A 20,908-nucleotide genomic window follows, 5' to 3' on the forward strand; every position below is an offset into this window, starting at 1 on the left:
GCAGGATGAGTCTAGCCCGGTCCCTCGCTTTACGGCGCGCGCCCCTATAGAAAGGCCTTGGTCCGCCTAGTCACTGCAGCGGCCGGCAATGCTTGCTTAAAGGCCTGGCAAAGACGTGTACCTCACTGCAGTATCTAAGGGCGGAGAATAACGCCTATATTTCGCACCCCGAGGAACGCTCTCGTTGTCGGATTGGCTGATTCCCAAACCAAATGTCTGCACAAAGCACAGCGCTCTTCAATTAACCCAGGCGAAATGGCGAAGAGGATACGAACGTGGATCCTGCGACTGCTCAAGGCGACGATACACTCGAAGAGTTCTAGCATTAGCGGAAAGCTGCGACGACGGCCCCAGATGAGGCTCACGCTTCTAGTGGTAATGACTACAGCAGAAAAGCTGCAATTAAGAACTATGCTAACTGTGTCCAAGAAAGGGAAGCAACGGGAAAAGAACACATTAGGGCTGGAGGGAGTGCAATAGCTATTCCGAAGCCCTGTAGACCACGCTTAAAGACAAATCCCGGCTATGGGACTCACTCAAATCCTCATATCGCGGAAATCCTCCACCCCAGGTTCAGTGGCACCCACCTGCTGCTAGGACGGCTACCCTACTGCTAACTAACAGGGCTTGCGCTATTCCTTACCGCTAGACAAGCCGTTTCCGCGTGAGCCGGCGTTTGTTGGTACTTTCGTTCCCGCACATGGAGGACGACGAGGTTCTTACCGCCTAGTCAGACCGCCCCACATCCATCCGCGGCTCTCTACCAAGACATTTCGGGTGCCTTTCCCATTTGCGTCCTACAGAGACAGTCCCAGGCTGTCTGTATTATGTGCCGACTCCTAGCTCGATAGCCGAGCAGAAGTAACCCGGGATTCCTTAAGAAAGCGACCGTCGCAAAACTGAAACGAGCCCGCTTACCACCAGATATTGGTGGCTTAGCGGGCTCGTTTAGTGAGCGTGTATCGAGCTAACCCAAGGGAAGGTTAGATGCGACCGTTTTCCTCGTCATCACGGCGGTTGGCCTCGTTGAGGCGGCGGAACATCTCCGCTTCCTCTTCGTGGTTCTCATCGTGAATCTCGTGAACGCGGCGCATGAGTTCCGGATCGTCCGGGCTGAAGGTGCCCTGAATCTCGGAGTCAGCGTAACCGAGGTGGTTAAGTTGCTTCGGCACCTGAGCGCCTGCGTACTCAAGCGGTACTGCGTGGCCGTGCTCATCAACCGGGCCGAGCGGCTGGTGAACTTCAATGAAGGCACCGTTAGGCAGCTGCTTGATGACACCGGTAGCAATACCGTGCTCGAGCACCTCGCGGTCAGAGCGCTGGAGACCAACGCAAATGCGGTAGGTCATGAAGTAAGCAATCGGCGGCAGGACAATCAGGCCGATGCGTCCGACCCAGGTCATCGCATTCAACGAAATCTGGAAGAAGTGCGCAACGTGGTCGTTACCACCGGAGAGAGTAACCAGCAGGAAGAACACGATTGCTGCGGCACCGATAGCGGAACGCGTAGGAACGTCACGCGGACGCTGCAAAAGGTTGTGGTGCGCATCGTCACCAGTGAACTTCTTCTCCAGGAACGGGTAGGTGATAAGCAGTACAACCATCAGGCCACACAACAGCGCGACCCAGAAGGCGGAAGGAATCGTGTAGTTACCCAGGTACAGCTCCCAAGCGGGCATGACACGAGCCACACCGTCAGTCCAGAGCATGTAGATATCGGGCTGGGAACCTGCAGACACCTGTGACGGGTTGTACGGACCAAGCAGCCAGATGGCGTTGATGGTCAGCACACCGGACATCAAGGCCAGCACGCCGGCGACCATCATGCCCATGCCAATCGCCTTGGTGGCGAAGACCGGCATAATGCGGACGCCAACCACGTTGTTCTCTGCGCGACCCGGTCCAGGGAACTGGGTGTGCTTCTGGAACCACACCATGATCAGGTGGGCCGCAATGAGGCCCAGGATGATGCCAGGGATGACCAGCACGTGCAGGATGTAGAAGCGGTCCAGCATCAAGTCGGACGGGAAGTCGCCGTTGAAGATGGCCCAGTGCAGCCAGGTACCAATGATCGGCAGGCCCAGGATGATGGCGGACATAATGCGCAGACCGACGCCAGAAAGCAGGTCGTCCGGCAGAGAGTAACCGAGGAAGCCCTCGATCATGCCCAACAGGATAAGGGTGCAACCAATAATCCAGTTAGCTTCGCGGGGACGACGGAATGCACCGGTGAAGAAGATGCGCAGCATGTGCGCAACCATCGACATCATGAACAGCAGTGCTGCCCAGTGGTGCATCTGGCGAACGAAGAGGCCGCCACGGACCTCAAAGGAAATATCGAGTGCGGTTGCATAGGCGCGCGACATCTCAACGCCGTTCAGCGGTGCGTAGGTGCCGTCGTAGATGACCTTCGTAATGGAAGGGTCAAAGAATAGCGCCAGGTATGTACCGGTTAGTAGAAGAATGATGAAGCTGTACAGCGCCATCTCACCGAGCATGAAGGACCAGTGGGTCGGAAAGACCTTGTTCAGCTGCGTCCTTAGCACGCCGGCGGCGCTGTAGCGCTCGTCCATGTTGTTGCCCATTTGGGCGAGTTTATTGCTCATTATGACTTACGCTCCCAGAATGCCGGACCGACAGGCTCAATGAAGTTGCCCTCTGCAACAAGGTAGCCCTCATCGTCCACCGTGATGGGCAGCTGTGGCAGAGCACGGGCGGCTGGGCCGAAGACAGGCTTACCGTAGTGCAATGCGTCGAACTGCGACTGGTGGCAGGGGCACAGGATTCGGTTGGTCTGTGCCTCGTACAACGACGTTGGGCAACCAATGTGAGTACAAATCTTGGAGTAGGCGTAGTAATCGCCGTGGTGGAAGTCTTCCTGACCCTCACGCTCGATCGCCTTCTGCGCATCGGAGTGGCGCAGACGAATCAACATCACCGCGTTGCGGTTGCCGTGGATGGAGTGCATGTGGTGCTCGTATACGTCGCGCTTAGCGTCGTACTGGTCACCGTCGTTGACGTCTTCTTCCGCAAGCGGGAAGACGGTCTCCATGCCGCCGGCAGCCAAGTCCTCGGGGCGAACGCGCACTAGGCGGGTAACGCCTTCGGTGGTGTAGTGTTCGCCGGACTCGCCGGAGTGCTTCTCAGCGATGGTGCCGGTGTCACGAGCGAGGTAAAGCTTTACGCCCTTCTCGTGCATCGTCCAGCCGGAGGTCCACAGCGTGCCGTCACCGGCGTAGTTCACCTCGTGGCGAACCTTCCATGGGTTGCGGATTGCGCCGCCGAGCGGGGCGATAACAGTCAAGCCGAAGAGAACGCCTGCACCACCGAGCAGACCTTGGATGGTCTTGCGGCGGCCGAGAGTGGAAGTCTTCCAAGAATCGTTCAAGAGAGCGGTAAGAGTACGGCGGTCAACTTCTTCGGAAGGACCATCGTGGCGACGCTGCACGGAGATTTCTTCCGGCAGGATCTTCTTCACGTACTGAACGATGGCAAAGCCGAGTCCGAAAATGGACAATGCAGCGGTAATACCGAGCAGCGGGGTGTAGAGAGTGTGCCAGACGAGGCCGTCCTCCCCTAGCTGCTTGTACTGCCAAGGCCAGAAGAGGTAGACGCCCAAGAAAGCCAATCCGCCGATAACGGAGAGTGCCAGCCAAATGGCGACATTACGACCCGCACGCTTTTCCGCGGGGTCACCTTCAACCGGGAAACGCTCCTTGCGGAACGCTACGGTGACATCATCGAGCTCGGTACCAAGTGCAGCAAGTTCATCATTGCTCATCTTATCGAGCTCTGCGTCAGTGTAATTCTTTTTCACATTGCTCATGAGCGCGATCCAATCCACATAGCAGCGGCGCACAGGGCGCTGATACCAATAATCCACATTGCCAGGCCTTCAGCCACAGGGCCGAGACCGCCAAGGTCCCAACCGGCAGGAGACGGAGTCTCTTCTGCAGACTTCAAGTAGGCGATGATGTCCTTCTTTTCATCTGCAGTCAGCTGGCGGTCAGAGAACTTTGGCATGTTCTGCGGACCGGTCAACATTGCCTGGTAGATTTCCTGCTCGTTAGCAGGTGCCAGCTCCGGGGCGTACTTACCGGAGGACAGCGCGCCACCCTGACCGGTGAAGTTGTGGCAGGATGCGCAGTTCATGCGGAAAAGCTCAGAGCCCTTGGCAACGTCTTCGGCCTGAATCTGGCCGTTGTAGTTGGCGCCGCGAAGGGATTCTTGGGCGATGCTTCCATCGTCGTTGTAGACAATGTCTGCGCCGCCGCCGTTAGCAGCAACATAAGCGGCCAGCGCCAAGGTCTGCTGTTCGGTGTAACGAGGAGCCTTGCGCTCTGCCTGTGCGTCGTTGGACATCATCGGCATACGGCCGGAGTGAACCTGGAAGTACACAGAGCCGGCGCCGATACCTACGAGAGAGGGGCCACGGCCTTCGATGCCTTGCAGATTGGCACCGTGGCAAGTGATACAAGCGGTGTCGTAGATGTCCTTACCCTCTTGCACGAGGGCTTGATCATCTTTTTCCGCCGTAGCGACCTGAGCGTCAGGCGTCAAGGCAGAGGCCAAGACGCCAGCGCCGGTCAAACCGATGGCCAAAGCAAAGCCACCTGCAAGGGTGCGCTTCGCCTTGCGGCGACGGCGGGTCTTCTTAGCCGAGGCAGTGGTCTGCTCCACTGCCGCGGACTGCGAATTGTTATCCATCATTTTCCTTTAGATAACTCGAACACGGGAGGACTGTTTTGGGGAGAGGGTCGCCGACACTACTGAATCAAGTAGATAACGGTGAACACACCGATCCACACAACGTCAACGAAGTGCCAGTAGTAGGACACTGCCATCGCGGCGGTAGCCTGTGCCGGCGTGAATTTAGACTTAGCGATACGCGCCAGGATGATTGCAAAGGAAATCAAACCGGCGGTTACGTGCGCAGCGTGGAAGCCGGTGATGATGTAGAACACCGAACCAAAGACGCTGGACTGTACCGTCACGCCTGCGTGAATCAACTCAGCCCACTCAAACGCCATGATGCCCAGGAAGACAACACCCAATACCAGCGTGATGGTGTACCAGAGTCGAAGCTTGTAAACGTCACCCCTTTCTGCGGCAAACACGCCGAACTGCGAGGTCACGGAGGAAGAAATCAACACTGCAGTAATGAGAAAGCCCATTGGCAGGTTGATATGGGCAGTGTGCTCTGCCCAATCGCCTTCCTGGCCGTTCGCTCGCGAGGTGAACCACATCGCGAACAGTCCGGCAAAGAACATCAATTCCTGAGACAGGAACACGATGGTGCCCACGCTGACCATATTGGGTCGGTTCAGCGAGGCAACACGTGGTGCTGTCATACCTTGGTTAGAAACTACGCTCGTCACAGTGGTAATTATGGCCGTTCTGGATCCTAAAGTCACTTCAATTCCCCCCGCTTTCTCTATTCGGATTTCACCAAATTGCCAGCTACCAATAAGGAAACGAACGAGATCCGTCAACAATAAATACCTGGGAACTTTTTGTATTCTTATCCGACGAGACATCAACGCAGGTGACACACTTAAACTCCGGCTATAGCCGCAATTCCTACGACTCGACCTAGCCGATACACGATAATCCACCCTTCGTCCGCAACCGGTTTCGGCAAGTTTCTTAGAGAGATAAATCACACGGTGGTTTCCGGGGAAAATGGCCCATTTGCAACTTTCGGTTGACCCCCGCAGAAATAGCCGTTTACGTGCTGGGATGCGCTTTTGCTGCCCACTTAAAACCTGGACGCAACCCCTCTCCCCCTCCTCAAAAAAATTTAGGAACCGCGGGAACTTTACCCGTCGATTTCCGACGCAGATCGCCAAAGCCCTCCCCACCGAGGAATGGTGAGGAGGGCTGAGAAGTTTAGGCAGTGGCTGCGACTAGATAATTTCTAGTGCTTTTCCTTAGGCAGACCGTATTGCAAGGACAGTCCGGTGCAGGCAGCAATCAAGCACACGGCACCCAAGGCGATGAGCCAGTAGTACAGGAAGATGACACCCAAGCCCAAGAAGCCGATGGCACCGGCCATGGCCAGCGGCCAGATGGAGCTTGGGGAGAAGAAGCCCAAGATACCGGCGGAGTCTTCGGTCTCTGCTTCTTCCCAGTCTTCCGGCAGAACGTCGCTGCGGTTATCGGTGAAGTGCAGGTAGCCGCCCAGCATGAGGCAGAGCACGACGGAGAGGAACATACCCACGATGCCAACCCACTCGGCACCGTAGAGGTAACCATCATCCTTCACGAGGGTGACGCCAAAGATATAAACAATCAGCGAGACGAAAAGGTAGGTCGCGATTGAGTAAAAGACTTTCGATGTAGCACGCATTGTGTAATGTCCTTATCTCTTATGCCGCGGTCTTAACGTAGTTGTCACCATCGGCGGTGTCGCGCTCGCCGGAGAACGGGTGGGTGGTAACTGCGTACGGATCCTGGCCGATTTCCTTCAGCGCCTCGGCGTTGGTGGCGTTCGGGTTCTTCTCGCGGAAGTCCATGTAGGCATTGAAGTCCTCTGGGGACACAACGCGAATCTCGAAGTTCATCATGGAGTGGTAGGTACCGCACATCTCAGCACAGCGACCAACAAAGGCGCCTTGCTTATCAATCGATTCGATCTGGAAGCTGCGCTCCTGGGCGTTGGCTTCAGGGTGTGCGTACACGTCGCGCTTGAACAAGAACTCCGGTACCCAGAACGCGTGAGAAACGTCAGCGGAAGCCAGACGGAACTCGATGGCGGTATCGGAAGGAAGCACCAGAACCGGAACCTCTTCGGTGGAGCCTACGGTCTCAATCTTGTTGTAGTTGAGGTAGGAAAGGTCACCCTTGGACTTGCCGTGAATCGGGTTGGGGTTATCCACACCCTCAGGGTCATGGGCGGTCTTTTCCGCTTCAGCTTGACGCGCTTCGTCCGCACCGTTGTAGTTTTCACCGTTGACGCGGTTTTCGGCGTAGCCGAACTTCCAGTTCCACTGGAATGCCGTGACGTCAACGGTAACCTTTGGATCCTTATCCAATGCGGTGACCTTCTGCTGGGTCTGCACCGTGAAGAAGAACAAGGTCATGATGATCAGGATTGGAACGATGGTCAGCACCATCTCCAATGGCACGTTGTACTGCGTTTGGCGCGGGAATTCACCCTTGCCATCGCGCTTGGCCTTCTTCGCACTCCAGCGGAAGATTGCAGTAAGGAAGAGGCCCCACATGACGAAGCCGACAATCCAAGCTGCTACCCAGACCCAGATCCAGAAGTTGTACATTGCCTCAGCCTCAGGGGTCACACCCTTTGGCCAACCGAATCCCAGGAGGTTCTCTACAGCAGTTGGCGCCTGAACGTCACAACCAGCCAGGGCGAGACCGCCTAGGGCAAGTGCGCCAGCTACGCCCGCCTTACGGGCGAAGGTGCGCTTATTACGCTGTCCCACGTGTGTTCTGCCTTTCTGTCCACACAAACTTCTCGAATACTCACAGAGCACCCTTACCCAATCAGAATAATGGATAAATGCTTGGTTCCCAGCCTTTTTGAAGCTTAAAAGGAGACCCAGGGCGCTCAATTTATATCCACATTCCAGTAGGTTACCGCCCCACCTGCACAATGTTCCAACCGTACCCCCAGTCTGCACCTTTGCCATGTGCCTTAACTCACAGGGAAGTAGTCCGCCCATCATCCGAAAGTTCGCACCCTTACGGGGAAGCTTAATTTAAGCTTTTCTGCAGCTTCTTCCAAGCCGTGGCGCTTTCTGGTTTCTACCCCACGCACCGTAAAGTAGAACAACGAGCACTAGTCGCTTAATTAAAAGGAGCTATCTTTACATGTGCGGACTTCTTGGCATGCTCGCGGCCACCGGTGACGTGGACAAATATGTCGACGCGCTGGAGCGGTCGCTTCCTTGCATGCACCACCGCGGACCGGACGCAGCCGGTACTTGGCATGATGGCGACGCCGCCTTCGGCTTTAACCGCCTGTCCATTATCGACCTGGAACATTCCCACCAGCCCCTGCGCTGGGGCCCTGAGGATGAACCAGAGCGGTATGCCCTTACCTTTAACGGCGAGATCTACAACTACGTTGAGCTCCGCGAAGAACTCAAGGCCTTGGGCTATACCTTCTATACGGAAGGCGATGGCGAACCCATTGCGGTGGGCTACCACCACTGGGGCAAGGATGTCGTCGAGCACCTCCGCGGCATGTTTGGCATCGTCATTTGGGATACCAAGACCAAGACCATGTTTGCCGCGCGCGACCAGTTTGGCATCAAGCCGCTTTACTATGCCACTACGGACGCCGGCACGGTCTTTGCCTCCGAGATGAAGTGCATCCTGGAAATGGCCGAGGACATTGGTCTAGAACTCAACCTTGACCGCCGCGCCATTGAGCACTACGTCGACCTGCAGTACGTACCGGAACCGGAATCCCTGCACGCCAATATTCGCCGCGTGGAATCCGGCTGTACGGTCACCTTGAAGCCGGGCGAGGACGTCGTATCCGAGCGCTACTTCAAGCCGCGTTTCCCGGTCCAGCAGGTCCCAGAAGGCGAAGAACAGCAGCTCTTTGACCGCATTGCAGAAGCGTTGGAGGATTCCGTCGCCAAGCACATGCGTGCCGATGTCACCGTGGGTTCTTTCCTGTCTGGCGGCATCGACTCCACCGCCATCGCTACCCTGGCCAAGCGCCACAACCCGGATCTGCTGACGTTTACCACTGGCTTCGAGCGCGAAGGCTATTCCGAGGTGGACGTGGCCGCGGAATCGGCGGCAGCCATCGGCGTGGAGCACATCGTCAAGATCGTCTCGCCGGAAGAATATGCTGAGTCGATTCCTAAGATCATGTGGTACCTGGATAATCCGGTGGCCGATCCTTCCCTCGTGCCGCTGTACTTCGTGGCCCAAGAGGCCCGCAAGCACGTCAAGGTGGTCTTGTCCGGTGAGGGCGCCGACGAGCTCTTCGGCGGCTACACCATCTATAAGGAACCGCTGTCCCTCGCGCCATTTGAGAAGATCCCTTATCCCCTGCGCCAGGGCCTGGGCAAGCTCTCCCGCGTACTGCCGGATGGCATGAAGGGCAAGTCCCTACTTAACCGCGGCTCCATGACCATGGAGGAGCGCTACTACGGCAATGCGCGGTCCTTTAACTTTGAGCAGATGCAGCGCGTTATCCCATGGGCCAAGCGCGAATGGGATCACCGCGAGGTCACCGCGCCCATCTATGCGCAGTCGGAAGACTTTGACCCGGTAGCCCGCATGCAGCACCTTGATCTGTTTACCTGGATGCGCGGTGACATTTTGGTCAAGGCCGATAAGATCAACATGGCCAACTCCTTGGAGCTGCGCGTGCCATTCCTGGATAAGGAAGTATTTAAGGTCGCAGAATCCATCCCGCACGATTTAAAGATTTCCCACGGCACCACCAAGTATGCCCTGCGTAAGGCCATGGAACAGATCGTTCCCGCCCACGTCCTCAACCGCAAGAAGCTGGGCTTTCCGGTTCCCATGCGCCACTGGCTGGCCGGCGACGAGCTCTACGGCTGGGCACAAGACACCATCAACGATTCCCAGACCGAGGACATCTTCAATAAGAAGGAAGTCTTGGAGATGCTCAAGGAGCACCGCGATGGCGTTTCCGATCACTCTCGCCGCCTGTGGACCGTGCTGTCCTTTATGATCTGGCACGGTATCTTTGTGGAAAAGCGCATCGACCCGCAGATCGAGCAGCGCGACTACCCGGTCAAGCTTTAAGACGAACTGGGCAAAGTTCCACGCCGAGCTTTAAAGACATAAAAAGAGGGTGAGCGCCGCGAAGCACTCACCCTTTTTCTTTATCCTTCTGTTTAGTTGAAGGAATCGCCACACGCGCAGGAGCCGGTGGCATTCGGGTTATCGATGGTAAATCCCTGGGACTCGATGGTGTCAGCGAAGTCGATCTTGGCGCCGGTAAGGTACGGCACGGACATCTTGTCCACGACGAGCTTGATGCCACCCACCTCGTCGACCTTGTCGCCATCAAGGCTGCGGTCATCGAAGTAGAGCTGGTAGCGCAGGCCAGCGCAGCCGCCGGGCTGTACTGCGATGCGCAGGGAGAGATCGTCGCGGCCTTCCTGATCAAGCAGGCCCTTTGCCTTTGCGGCTGCGGCCTCGGTCAGAATGACGCCGGTTTCGGAAACTGGAGCGGTCATCACTTCTCCTCAAATGTGTCTTGGTTGCGTAGCCACTACCCTACCCGCATCTACAAGGAGGGAAAAGGTAGCCCATAGTAATAACAACACCGTGGGCAGGCCTATTCCCCTCTTGGGGTCGAAACCTTGTAGTCTGATCAGCGTGAAACTTCCGTGGCAAAAAGATGACAAGACCTCCCCTGAGCCCGCTCCCGTGCAGGAAGAAGTTCAGGAAGAAACCCACCGCAAGGGGTATACCCCGCCGAAGGGTCGTCCCACGCCAAAGCGCCAGGAACAAGAAATCGCGCGCGGCGTGAAGCGCGATCCACATGGGGTATCCGATGCGCAGCGCTATAAGCGCCGCAAGGAACTCAAAAAGTCCATGAGCAAGGACGAGTGGAAAGAATATAAAAAACAGGAGCGCAAGGAGCGCAACCAGCGCAATCGCGAAAGCCAGGAGCGCATGGCCGAAGGCGATCCGCGCTTCCTCCCAGCCCGCGATCAGGGCGAAGAGCGCGCCTACGTGCGCGATTGGATCGATGCCCGCCGCACGCTTTCGGAATGGGTCATGCCGATGGCGCTTGCCCTTATCGTCGTGGTCTTTGTGACTTATGCGGCCCCCAGCATCGCCGGCCTCATCAATGCGATTGCTATGGTGGTCATCCTCATCTTCGCCATCGACGGCATCTGGCTGGGCCGCCGTGCTAATAATGCGGTTCGCAAGAAGTTCCCCGGCACCACCGCCACCGGCTTTGGACTGGGATTCTACGCATTTTCCCGCGCCAGCCAGCCCCGCAAGTGGCGCATTCCTCGCCCGCGCGTCGAGCGCGGTGCCGACGTTTAAGGAAGCACGCTCATGGCTGATTCCCCGCAGCTTTATCCCTACGGCAGGCTAAGCGATGCCGCACAGTGGCTCGCCGCCTGCCAAGATCGATCCCCCGCTTCCGAGCCACAGCGGGTGCGGGCCGTAATTTTCGCCGAGGACGGTGAAGGGATCCCCCAGGCCACGGAGACCGCGGCGCGGCGGGTTGGGGCCAGCATTATTTCTGTCACGGTGACGGATTGCTCCACGGCCTATGACTTAGGCGTGCAGGCGGCGGATGCGGAAATCGATGGCGGTGCGGATCTGCTCATTCCGGGCGGCATCGACACCACGCAGGTTGCCGCGGCCGCCATGGGGGTGATGGCGCAGGAGGAGCCGGTGGTGGTCGTCGGCAAGCAGCCGAGCGTCGAGGACTGGAAGGCCGAGGTTGCGGCCATTCGCGATTCCATGTTTCGGATGCGCGGCCTGACTGGGCGAGAGCTCATCAAGGCCTGCGGCTCCCCCGTATTGGCCGCGCTGGTGGGATTTATGTCCCAGGCGGCTAGGCGTCGCACGCCCCTGCTTGTCGATGCCCCCTTGACCGCCACCGCCGCCGCATGCGCCGCTACCGACACGCGGATCCACGACTGGCTTCTTGCCACCAATATCGCGCCGCAGCCGGCTCACCGGCTGGCTTTAAAGAAGCTACGGCTAGAGCCCCTGCTGGATTTACAGATGGAACCGGTACCGGCACTCGGCGCCTTGGCTGCCCTACCCCTATTATTGCTAGGCGTAGAAGTTACTGCGGACGCAACGCAGGCAGAGGCCTAACTGCGCGGCGCAGGTCCGCCTCACGCCGCGTTTCACTGTGGCGTGCTAGACCAAAGTGTGCAACCAGCCGTGGGCATCATCCACGGCGCCGCGCTGGATACCGGTTAGGCGCTCGCGCAAAGCCATGGAAACCTCGCCGGCCTCATTATTATTGACGCTGAAATCGGTGTCCTCACCAAGCACGCGTCCCACCGGCGTGATGACGGCGGCGGTACCGCAGGCAAAGGCCTCGGTCATCTCGCCCGATTCCACATCGCGCTGCCATTCTTCGGCGGTGATGCGCCGCTCGGTTACCTTGTAGCCCATGTCTTCGGCGACCTGCAGCAGGGATTGGCGGGTAATGCCGGGCAGCAGAGATCCGGAAAGGGCCGGGGTGACAATCTCGGCGTCGCTGCCGGTACCGTAGACGAACATGAGGTTCATCCCGCCCATTTCCTCGATATACCGGCGTTCGATGGCATCCAGCCAGACCACTTGATCGCAGCCCTTTTCTTCGGCTTGTGCTTGCGCTAACAAGGAACCGGCGTAATTGCCGGCGAATTTCGCGGCACCGGTTCCGCCCGGCGCGGAGCGGACAAAGTCGGTAGATAACCACACCGAAACAGGCTTGATGCCGCCGCTGAAATACGCACCGGCGGGCGAGGCCAAGAGGATGAAGCGATAGGCATTGGCCGGGTGCACGCCCAGCGATACCTCGGTCGAAATCATAAAGGGGCGCAGGTAGAGCGATGCTTCCCCGCCTGCCTCTGGGACCCAGCTCTTATCGATGTCCACCAGCTGGCGCAGCGCCTCGATGAACTCTTCTTGCGGTAGCTCGGGCATCGCCAAGCGCTGCGCCGAATTAATAAAGCGTTGCGCGTTTTGATCGGGGCGGAAGGTAACGATGGAGTCATCGGGCTGGCGGTAGGCCTTAATGCCTTCGAAGACGGCTTGGCCGTAGTGGAAGACGTTGCTCGCCGGGTCCATCGTCAGCGGGCCATAGGGTCGGACTTGCGCGTCGTGCCAGCCCTTGTCCGTGGACCAATCAATGGTGACCATGTGGTCCGTAAAATGCTGGCCAAAGCCGGGATTGGCCAGGATTTTATCTAAATCTGCTGCCGCCGTTGGTTGATTCGTACGGGTGATCGTGTAATCAAGCATGCCCACAATCTACTCCTTTTATCTATAGCCGGGTAGGAATATGTTCACTCTAGCGCGGTATCATGGGCAGAAGTTTCATTAGCACCAATTAAAAAGGAGGACTTTATGTCTCAGCACACTGGACCCGCACGTGGGGCATTTCCGGAGCTTAAGCTAGAAAAGAAGGCCCCGAAGAACGCGCAGGCCCTACTCATCGCCGCATTTAAGGGCGAGGAGGGCATTGAGCTTCCGGGCACCTCGCTGCTCAAGTCGGCCGCGCTGCGCGAAGCATACGAGTCCCTTATCGCCGTGGGAGCAACCGGCAAGGCCAATGAGGTCACCCGCATCCCAGCGCCTAAGAAGGCAGAGGTCGATTCCATCATCGCCGTCGGCCTTGGCGATGCCGAGGACCTCGATGCAGAAACCTTGCGCCGCGCCGCCGGCAGCGCCGCACGCTCGATTTCCAAGGTGGAAGAGGTAGCCACTTCCTTGGGCGATTTCGGAATCGCTCCCACGGTAGAAGGCCTCATCTTGGGCGGCTACAAATTCCAGGGGCTGCGCTCTAAGCCTGGCAAGGATTCCGAGCAGCCAGCCGCCTTTACCGTGGTGGCAGAAAAGTCCGCCCGCGAGGAGTTCGAGGCGGCCAAGATCACCGCGGAGTCCGTGGTGATTGCCCGCGACCTGGTCAATACCCCGTCCAACCTGCTGTACCCGGAGTCTTATGCAGACTTCCTCTCCGCCCAGGCTAAAGAAGTTGGCCTCGAGGTGGAAATCCTGGATGAAAAGGCGCTGCAGAAGCAGGGCTTTGGCGGCATTACCGCCGTTGGCCGCGGTTCCGCTCGCCCGCCGCGCCTGGTGCGCCTGAGCTGGAACCCGAAGAAGGCGAAGAAGCACGTGGCGCTCGTGGGCAAGGGCATCACCTTCGATACCGGCGGCATTTCCTTGAAGCCGGGTTCTGGCATGTGGGACATGATTTCCGATATGGGCGGTTCCGCCGCCATGGCCGCCTCCATCATCGCTGCGGCCAAGCTCAACCTGCCGGTGAAGATCACCGCTACCCTGCCGCTGGCAGAAAACATGCCGGGCGATAACGCCACCCGCCCGGGCGATGTCATCACCCACTACGGCGGCATTACCTCTGAGGTTCTCAATACCGATGCAGAAGGCCGCCTCGTGCTTGCCGATGCCATCGCGCGCGCCAGCGAGGATAAGCCCGACTTCCTCATCGAAACCGCCACGCTGACCGGCGCCCAGATGGTCGCCCTAGGCGAGCGCACCGCCGGCGTCATGGGTTCGGAGGACTTCCGCGACCGCATGGCGGGCATCGGCCGCGAGGTCGGCGAAAATGCGTGGGCCATGCCGCTATTGGAAGAACACGATGAATCCGTGAAATCCGCCAGCGCCGATATCCGCAATATCAACGCCAAGCGCGAGGGAGGCATGGAATACGCCGGCACCTACTTGAAGCAGTTCGTGGGCGAGGGCATCGAATGGGCACATATCGATGTCGCCGGGCCTTCCTTCAATACCACCGGCGCTTATGGCTATACGCCAAAGATGGGTACGGGCGTTCCCACCCGCACCGTCATTGCTGCCCTGCGCGAGATTGCTGAATCAAAGTAATACCTCACGTAGCCGCCTGGGCATAAAATAGCGGAGTTATGAACACTGTTTTAATCATCGTTGATGTCCAACACGATTTTTGCCCAGGCGGCGCGCTTGGCACCGATCGCGGCAACGAGGTTGCAGAGAAGATCTCTTCTTTGCAGTCCGAGTATGACACCGTCGTTGCCACGCAGGACTGGCACATCGATCCGGGTTCCCACTTTGCGGAGGACCCGGATTTTATCGATTCTTGGCCGGTGCACTGCGTCGCCGATTCCTATGGGGCTCAAATGCACGAGGCCATCGGGCCTGCGCAAGCATATTTCCGCAAGGGCGAATACACCGCCGCGTACTCCGGCTTTGAGGGCGCAGCACACGGCGTATTGCTGGCGGAGTGGCTGCGCGAGCACGATATCGACGCAGTGGATATCGTCGGCATTGCCACGGATCACTGCGTGCAGGCAACCGCTGCGGACGCTCTAAAGGAAGGCTTTTCCGTCCGCGTCTTAAGCGAGTATTGCTCTCCCGTTGATCCGGACCGCGGGGATGCCGCCTTGGCTAAGTTAGAAAAGGCCGGCGCCACCATCGTCTAGGCCGATTAACTTAAGTCCTGCCCCGAATCAGGGTTTTCGCCGCGCTCAAAGCGCGCGCGGCGAAGGCGCTGTTCTTCCCTTTTACGCAAGATACGTTGGCGTTCCATGCGCTCGCGCATGCGTTGGGGGTACCCGGTTTCTTCGACATCAAAAACGTCGCACTGCAATAGTTTTCCTACCGCGTCAATCCCCTTCGGCCCGCCGATGCGTCGGCGAATAAACTCACCCTTTTCATTCACAACGACCACGGACATTTCATTGACCACGGTCTCTGGCTCGATAAATGCCTCAATAAAAGCCTTATCGGCGGCCCACATTTTGAGTTCTTGTTCGTCTTCTGGGCGGATAGTTTCTCCCGGACCGCGGGGCGGTCGCAGTGGCGATCGGGACTTATTGCGGCGGAAGAGGTTGAACATAACCCACTAGTTTACCCGCATGGAGGGTATTACTAACCCCACTACTGCACGATGACGGTCATCACGCTGTAAGATTGTGCGGTAGCGATAGAATACTTCCAACTTTTCGAGGAGTCTTAAAACTCATGGCGAACTCCGTTGAGATGCCCGAGCTGGGCGAGTCCGTAACCGAAGGCACCATTACCCAGTGGCTTAAGTCCGTCGGCGACACCGTCGAGGTGGACGAGCCTTTGCTCGAGGTCTCCACCGACAAGGTCGACACCGAAATCCCCTCCCCCGTTGCAGGCACCATCCTAGAAATCAAGGCCGAAGAAGACGACACCATCGAGGTCGGCGAGGTCATCGCACTCATCGGTGATGAAGACGAGGCTGATTCCTCTTCCGATGACTCTGACGACTCCGACGATGACAAATCTGAGGACAAGGAAGAATCCAAGTCCGAGGAGAAGGAAGACAAGGACGAGAAGAAGTCCGGCTCCAGCTCCAAGGCTTCCGGCGAGACCACCGATGTCGAAATGCCAGAACTCGGCGAATCCGTCACCGAAGGCACCATCACCCAGTGGCTCAAGTCCGTCGGCGACACCGTCGAGGTAGACGAACCACTACTCGAAGTCTCCACCGACAAGGTCGACACCGAAATTCCTTCCCCCGTTGCCGGCACCCTGGTAGAAATCCTCGCCGAAGAAGACGAAACCATCGAGGTCGGCGAAGCCATCGCCCGCGTCGGCGACGAAAACGCCGCACCATCCTCCGACGACTCCGACGACGACAAGTCCGAAGACAAGGAAGAAACCAAGACCGAGGACAAGAAGGAAGAGTCCAAGTCTGACTCCTCCGCTAAGTCCTCCGGTGAGACCACCGATGTCGAAATGCCAGAACTCGGCGAATCCGTCACCGAAGGCACCATCACCCAGTGGCTCAAGTCCGTCGGCGACACCGTCGAGGTAGACGAACCACTACTCGAAGTCTCCACCGACAAGGTCGACACCGAAATTCCTTCCCCCGTTGCCGGCACCCTGGTAGAAATCCTCGCCGAAGAAGACGAAACCATCGAGGTCGGCGAAGCCATCGCCCGCGTCGGCGACGAAAACGCCGCACCATCCTCCGACGACTCCGACGACGACAAGTCCGAAGACAAGGAAGAAACCAAGTCCGAGGACAAGAAGGAAGAGTCCAAGTCTGACGAGAAGAAGGAAGACAAGGGCGAGCCTGCCAAGGAGGAGAAGAAGGAAGAGCCGAAGCAGGATTCTTCCCTGAACACCTCCGCCAAGGTCAACAACGGCGATAACGTTCCATACGTCACCCCGTTGGTGCGCAAGCTGGCTGATAAGCACGGCGTGGACCTCAACTCCATTGAGGGCACCGGCGTAGGCGGACGCATCCGCAAGCAAGACGTCCTGGCCGCTGCTGGCGAGGGCGATGCGAAGGCATCGGCAGGCGACGATAAGAAGACTGCTGACTCCCCACGCGCACGCTGGTCCACCAAGTCCGTGGATCCGGAAAAGCAGGAGCTTATCGGCACCACCAAGAAGGTCAACCGTATCCGCGAAATCACCGCTACCAAGATGGTGGAAGCGCTGCAGATTTCCGCACAGCTTACCCACGTGCAGGAAGTCGACATGACTCCTATCTGGGATATGCGCAAGAAGAGCAAGCAGGCGTTCATTGATAAGTACGGCGCCAACCTGTCCTTCCTGCCGTTCATTGTGAAGGCCACCACGGAGGCTCTGGTTTCCCACCCGAACGTGAACGCCTCCTATGACCCAGAGACCAAGGAGATGACCTACCACGAGGATGTCAACGTCGCCATTGCCGTAGACACCCCGAAGGGTCTGCTCACCCCGGTCATCCACAAGGCACAGGACCTGTCCTTGCCGGAAATCGCGCAGCAGATTGCAGAGCTGGCTGATAAGGCCCGCAATAACAAGCTGAAGCCGAATGACCTGACCGGTGCGACCTTCACCGTGACCAATATCGGTTCCGAGGGCGCCCTGCTCGATACCCCGATCCTGGTTCCGCCACAGGCCGGAATCCTGGGTACCGCGGCTATCCAGAAGCGCGCCGTCGTGGTCAACGAGAACGGCCAGGACGCCATCGCCATCCGCCAGATGTGCTTCCTGCCATTCACCTACGACCACCAGGTCATCGATGGTGCAGACGCTGGTCGCTTCATCACCACCATCAAGGACCGCCTGGAGACTGCAGACTTCGAGGCTGACCTCGATATCTAAAAGCAGTTAGCTAACTGGCATACCTCCCACTCCTTCAACGCGAAGGGGGCGGGAGGTTTTGTCATGCCTGGGGTACTCCGCGGGGGTGTAGCGGGAGAACTTCCGGCACAAATATCAGAGGAGTTTTATCCCGGCACTACAGGACATATTTCACTAAGTGGGAGGTAAGCGGGCTACAACACATTTTCATCGGTGAGTTACTGCATAAAAGTTTGTCAAGGGCGCTGTTTTTACCGGTTATTAAACATATACTTAGGGGCGGTTAAGACCATTGCACCCGATGAAGGAGACCTCACAGATGGATTACATCTCCCGCCACCTAGGGCCGGATTCTGCCGAGCAGTCCGCCATGCTCGGGACGGTGGGCTACGACAGCGTGCAAGCGCTTGTCGATGCCGCCATTCCACCCAAGATCCGCGCTAAGGAACTTCCCCACCTGCCAGAAGCGCTCTCTGAAGACGGGGCACAGGCCGCTTTGCGGGAGTTCGCCAATCAAAACACGGTGCTGAAGCCCTTCTACGGCCAGGGCTACTCAGACACCCTGACCCCGGCCGTCATCCGCCGCGGCCTGCTTGAGGATGCCGGCTGGTATACCGCGTACACCCCGTACCAGCCCGAGATTTCCCAGGGCCGCTTGGAGGCCTTGCTCAACTTCCAGACCATGATCGAGTCTTTGTCGGGGCTGCCCATCGCGAATGCTTCCCTGTTGGATGAGGCTTCCGCCACCGCCGAGGCCGTCGGTCTGATGTCGCGCGCGGTAAAGAAGGGCCGCCGCGTCGTGCTGGATTCCCGCCTGCATCCGCAGGTGCTTACCGTTGCCGCTGAGCGCGCCCGCGCCATTGACCTCGAGGTAGAGATCGTGGACGTGCGCGAGGGCTTGGTGGGTGAAGACCTCATCGGTGCCGTCATCGCCTACACCGGCACCGAAGGCGAAATTTTCGATCCCTCTGCCCTGATTGAAGAGCTGCACACCCGCGGCGCGTTGGCCTCCGTGGTCACTGACCCACTGTCCCTGCTGCTTCTGGAAGGCCCCGGCAACTTGGGTGCCGATATCGTCTTGGGTTCGTCCCAGCGCTTTGGCGTGCCCCTCTTCTTCGGCGGCCCGCACGCTGCCTACATGGCGGTAACAGATAAGCTCAAGCGCCAGATGCCGGGCCGCATCGTCGGCGTCTCCAAGGATGCTGATGGCCGCCCGGCCTACCGCTTGGCGCTGCAAACCCGCGAGCAGCACATCCGCCGCGAGCGCGCGACCTCCAATATCTGTACCGCTCAGGCCCTTTTGGCCAACGTGGCCTCGATGTACGCCGTCTACCACGGGCCGAAGGGCCTGAAGGACATCGCCGAGCGCGTGCACGGCTTGGCCTCCTCCTTCGCCCAGGCCATCGTGGATGCCGGACTGGAGATTACGGCAAGGGACTTCTTCGATACCGTTACCGTTAGCGGTGTGGACGCGCAGAAGATCAAGGCCGACCTGCAGGATGCGGGCTACTTGGTGCGCGCGATTGGCACGGACAAGGTATCCGTATCCTTCGGTGAATCCGCTACGGCCCGCGATGTCGCACACCTGGCAGAGGCCTTCGGTGCCAACCCGGCGGAAGCGAACTTTGAGCTGCCGGAGAACCTGCAGCGCGCCGAGGAACCGCTGGAGCACGAGATTTTCCACTCTATCCACTCCGAGACCCAGATGCTGCGCTACCTGCGCAAGCTCGCGGACAAGGACTTGGCGCTGGATCGTTCCATGATTCCGCTGGGCTCGTGCACCATGAAGCTCAACCCCACCGCGGCCATGGAGCCCATCTCCTGGCCAGAATTCGCCGGCATCCACCCATATGCCCCGGAAGAAACCACGACGGGTTGGCGCGCGCTGGTGGAAGAAATCGAAGGCTGGCTCGCCGAGCTTACCGGCTATGCCAAGGTCTCCATCCAGCCCAATGCCGGATCCCAGGGCGAGTTGGCGGGTCTATTGGCCATTCGCCGCTACCACGTGGCCAATGGCGATAATGAGCGCGATGTCGTGCTCATTCCGGCCTCCGCGCACGGCACCAACGCCGCCTCTGCGACCCTCGCAAACCTGCGCGTCGCCGTGGTCAAGACCGCCGAGGACGGCTCCATTGATGTCGCGGACCTGGAAGAAAAGATCGAAAAACACGGCAACCACATCGCCGGCATCATGGTCACCTACCCTTCCACCCACGGCGTCTTCGACCCCGAGGTGCGCGATGTGTGCGATAAGGTGCACGCGGTCGGCGGCCAGGTCTACATCGATGGCGCCAACATGAACGCGCTGACCGGCTGGGCTCGCCCGGGCGATTTCGGCGGCGATGTTTCCCACCTCAACCTGCACAAGACCTTCACCATTCCCCACGGTGGCGGCGGCCCGGGCGTTGGCCCGGTAGCGGTGGCAGAGCACCTCATCCCGTTCCTGCCCAGCGATGCCGCGTCCGCTGAGCTTGACGCCACCGCGGAAACCCCGGTGGGCCAGGGTGTTCCCATTACCGGCAGCAAGTACGGCTCCGCCGGCGTCCTGCCCATTTCGTGGGCTTACCTGGCCATGACCGGTGCCGAGGGCCTTGCCGCCGCATCCGGCCACGCCGTATTGGGCGCAAACTACCTGGCGGCCTCGCTCAACGAGTACTTCCCTGTCCTCTACACCGGCAACGAGGGCTTGGTGGCGCACGAGTGCATCATCGATTTGCGCGAGCTTACCGATGCCTCCGGGGTCACCGCCGCCGATGTGGCCAAGCGCCTCATCGACTTCGGCTTCCATGCCCCCACCCTGGCCTTCCCCGTGGCCGGCACCTTGATGATTGAGCCCACCGAGTCTGAAGACAAGGGCGAGCTGGATCGCTTCATCGAAGCCATGCGCACCATCCGCACCGAAATCCAGGAGATCATCGACGGTGAGGTGGCCTACGAGGACTCCGTTATCCACCACGCACCGTTTACGGCTGAGTCGGTGGCTACCGATAACTGGGAGTACTCCTTCGGCCGCGACAAGGCCGCGTGGCCGGTCAAATCCCTACTGCATAGCTACAAGTATTTCCCACCGGTTCGCCGCCTCGATGAGGCCTACGGCGACCGTAACCTGGTGTGCAGCTGCCCGCCGCCAGAAGCATTCGAGATCGACGATTCCGAGGAGTAA

The 20,908-nt window shown here is 58.7% G+C and carries 16 protein-coding genes; 7 read left to right on the forward strand and 9 right to left on the reverse strand.

Translation table 11 applies throughout. The features are described from left to right. Window positions 1–983: 983 nt before the first annotated feature. From qcrB to ctaC, 6 genes are all read right to left on the reverse strand, one after another. On the reverse strand, window positions 984–2,606 hold the full coding sequence (qcrB, locus tag ACP8IT_RS08330) for a cytochrome bc1 complex cytochrome b subunit (protein WP_474896830.1): 1,623 nt from the start codon (window positions 2,604–2,606) through the stop codon (window positions 984–986). Further along, on the reverse strand, window positions 2,606–3,826 hold the full coding sequence (qcrA, locus tag ACP8IT_RS08335) for a cytochrome bc1 complex Rieske iron-sulfur subunit (protein ID WP_039885744.1): 1,221 nt from the start codon (window positions 3,824–3,826) through the stop codon (window positions 2,606–2,608). The genes qcrB and qcrA overlap by 1 nt, the downstream gene beginning before the upstream one ends. After that, complete coding sequence (gene qcrC, locus ACP8IT_RS08340) at window positions 3,823–4,710, reverse strand: cytochrome bc1 complex diheme cytochrome c subunit (RefSeq protein WP_005283937.1); 888 nt, start codon at window positions 4,708–4,710, stop codon at window positions 3,823–3,825. The genes qcrA and qcrC overlap by 4 nt, the downstream gene beginning before the upstream one ends. A gap of 56 nt (window positions 4,711–4,766) precedes the next feature. Then, window positions 4,767–5,378 (reverse strand): aa3-type cytochrome oxidase subunit III, encoded by a 612-nt coding sequence (ctaE, locus tag ACP8IT_RS08345; RefSeq protein ID WP_369707792.1) that lies wholly within the window; start codon window positions 5,376–5,378, stop codon window positions 4,767–4,769. Window positions 5,379–5,917: 539 nt separating this feature from the next. Continuing rightward, the gene (gene ctaF / locus ACP8IT_RS08350; RefSeq protein ID WP_005278348.1) at window positions 5,918–6,349 is read right to left on the reverse strand and encodes an aa3-type cytochrome oxidase subunit IV; all 432 of its coding nucleotides are present in this window, start codon (window positions 6,347–6,349) and stop codon (window positions 5,918–5,920) included. Between the two features lie 19 nt (window positions 6,350–6,368). Then, entirely contained in the window at window positions 6,369–7,442 is a 1,074-nt protein-coding gene (gene ctaC / locus ACP8IT_RS08355; RefSeq protein ID WP_005278347.1) for an aa3-type cytochrome oxidase subunit II, read from the reverse strand. A 388-nt stretch (window positions 7,443–7,830) separates the two neighbouring features. Between ctaC and asnB the strand changes: the two genes are divergently transcribed. Continuing rightward, the gene (gene asnB, locus ACP8IT_RS08360; protein ID WP_284609055.1) at window positions 7,831–9,753 is read left to right on the forward strand and encodes an asparagine synthase (glutamine-hydrolyzing); all 1,923 of its coding nucleotides are present in this window, start codon (window positions 7,831–7,833) and stop codon (window positions 9,751–9,753) included. A 92-nt stretch (window positions 9,754–9,845) separates the two neighbouring features. Here asnB and ACP8IT_RS08365 read toward each other — a convergent pair whose 3' ends face one another. Next, window positions 9,846–10,190 (reverse strand): HesB/IscA family protein, encoded by a 345-nt coding sequence (locus tag ACP8IT_RS08365; RefSeq protein WP_005283948.1) that lies wholly within the window; start codon window positions 10,188–10,190, stop codon window positions 9,846–9,848. Between the two features lie 142 nt (window positions 10,191–10,332). Between ACP8IT_RS08365 and ACP8IT_RS08370 the strand changes: the two genes are divergently transcribed. Next, window positions 10,333–11,013, forward strand: coding sequence for a DUF3043 domain-containing protein (locus tag ACP8IT_RS08370; RefSeq protein ID WP_005278343.1), 681 nt, complete (start codon window positions 10,333–10,335; stop codon window positions 11,011–11,013). 12 nt (window positions 11,014–11,025) lie between these two features. After that, window positions 11,026–11,802 (forward strand): nicotinate-nucleotide--dimethylbenzimidazole phosphoribosyltransferase, encoded by a 777-nt coding sequence (locus ACP8IT_RS08375; protein WP_278723397.1) that lies wholly within the window; start codon window positions 11,026–11,028, stop codon window positions 11,800–11,802. A gap of 45 nt (window positions 11,803–11,847) precedes the next feature. On the opposite strand, the gene ACP8IT_RS08380 is transcribed toward ACP8IT_RS08375, so the two are convergent. Further along, the gene (locus ACP8IT_RS08380; protein WP_284609053.1) at window positions 11,848–12,942 is read right to left on the reverse strand and encodes a branched-chain amino acid aminotransferase; all 1,095 of its coding nucleotides are present in this window, start codon (window positions 12,940–12,942) and stop codon (window positions 11,848–11,850) included. 105 nt (window positions 12,943–13,047) lie between these two features. Here ACP8IT_RS08380 and ACP8IT_RS08385 point away from each other — a divergent pair, with 105 nt between their 5' ends. After that, the gene (locus ACP8IT_RS08385; protein WP_005278336.1) at window positions 13,048–14,544 is read left to right on the forward strand and encodes a leucyl aminopeptidase; all 1,497 of its coding nucleotides are present in this window, start codon (window positions 13,048–13,050) and stop codon (window positions 14,542–14,544) included. A gap of 38 nt (window positions 14,545–14,582) precedes the next feature. Continuing rightward, window positions 14,583–15,119 (forward strand): isochorismatase family protein, encoded by a 537-nt coding sequence (locus ACP8IT_RS08390; RefSeq protein ID WP_023030467.1) that lies wholly within the window; start codon window positions 14,583–14,585, stop codon window positions 15,117–15,119. A gap of 5 nt (window positions 15,120–15,124) precedes the next feature. On the opposite strand, the gene ACP8IT_RS08395 is transcribed toward ACP8IT_RS08390, so the two are convergent. Further along, the gene (locus tag ACP8IT_RS08395) at window positions 15,125–15,535 is read right to left on the reverse strand and encodes an oxidoreductase (protein WP_490289898.1); all 411 of its coding nucleotides are present in this window, start codon (window positions 15,533–15,535) and stop codon (window positions 15,125–15,127) included. Window positions 15,536–15,660: 125 nt separating this feature from the next. On the opposite strand from ACP8IT_RS08395, the gene sucB reads away from it, so the two are divergent. Further along, window positions 15,661–17,766, forward strand: a complete 2,106-nt coding sequence (gene sucB / locus ACP8IT_RS08400; RefSeq protein ID WP_490289899.1) for a 2-oxoglutarate dehydrogenase, E2 component, dihydrolipoamide succinyltransferase — start codon at window positions 15,661–15,663, stop codon at window positions 17,764–17,766. 298 nt (window positions 17,767–18,064) lie between these two features. After that, window positions 18,065–20,908 (forward strand): aminomethyl-transferring glycine dehydrogenase, encoded by a 2,844-nt coding sequence (gene gcvP / locus ACP8IT_RS08405; RefSeq protein WP_490289900.1) that lies wholly within the window; start codon window positions 18,065–18,067, stop codon window positions 20,906–20,908.

It is taken from the genome of Corynebacterium sp. LaCa_23 (assembly GCF_058182375.1).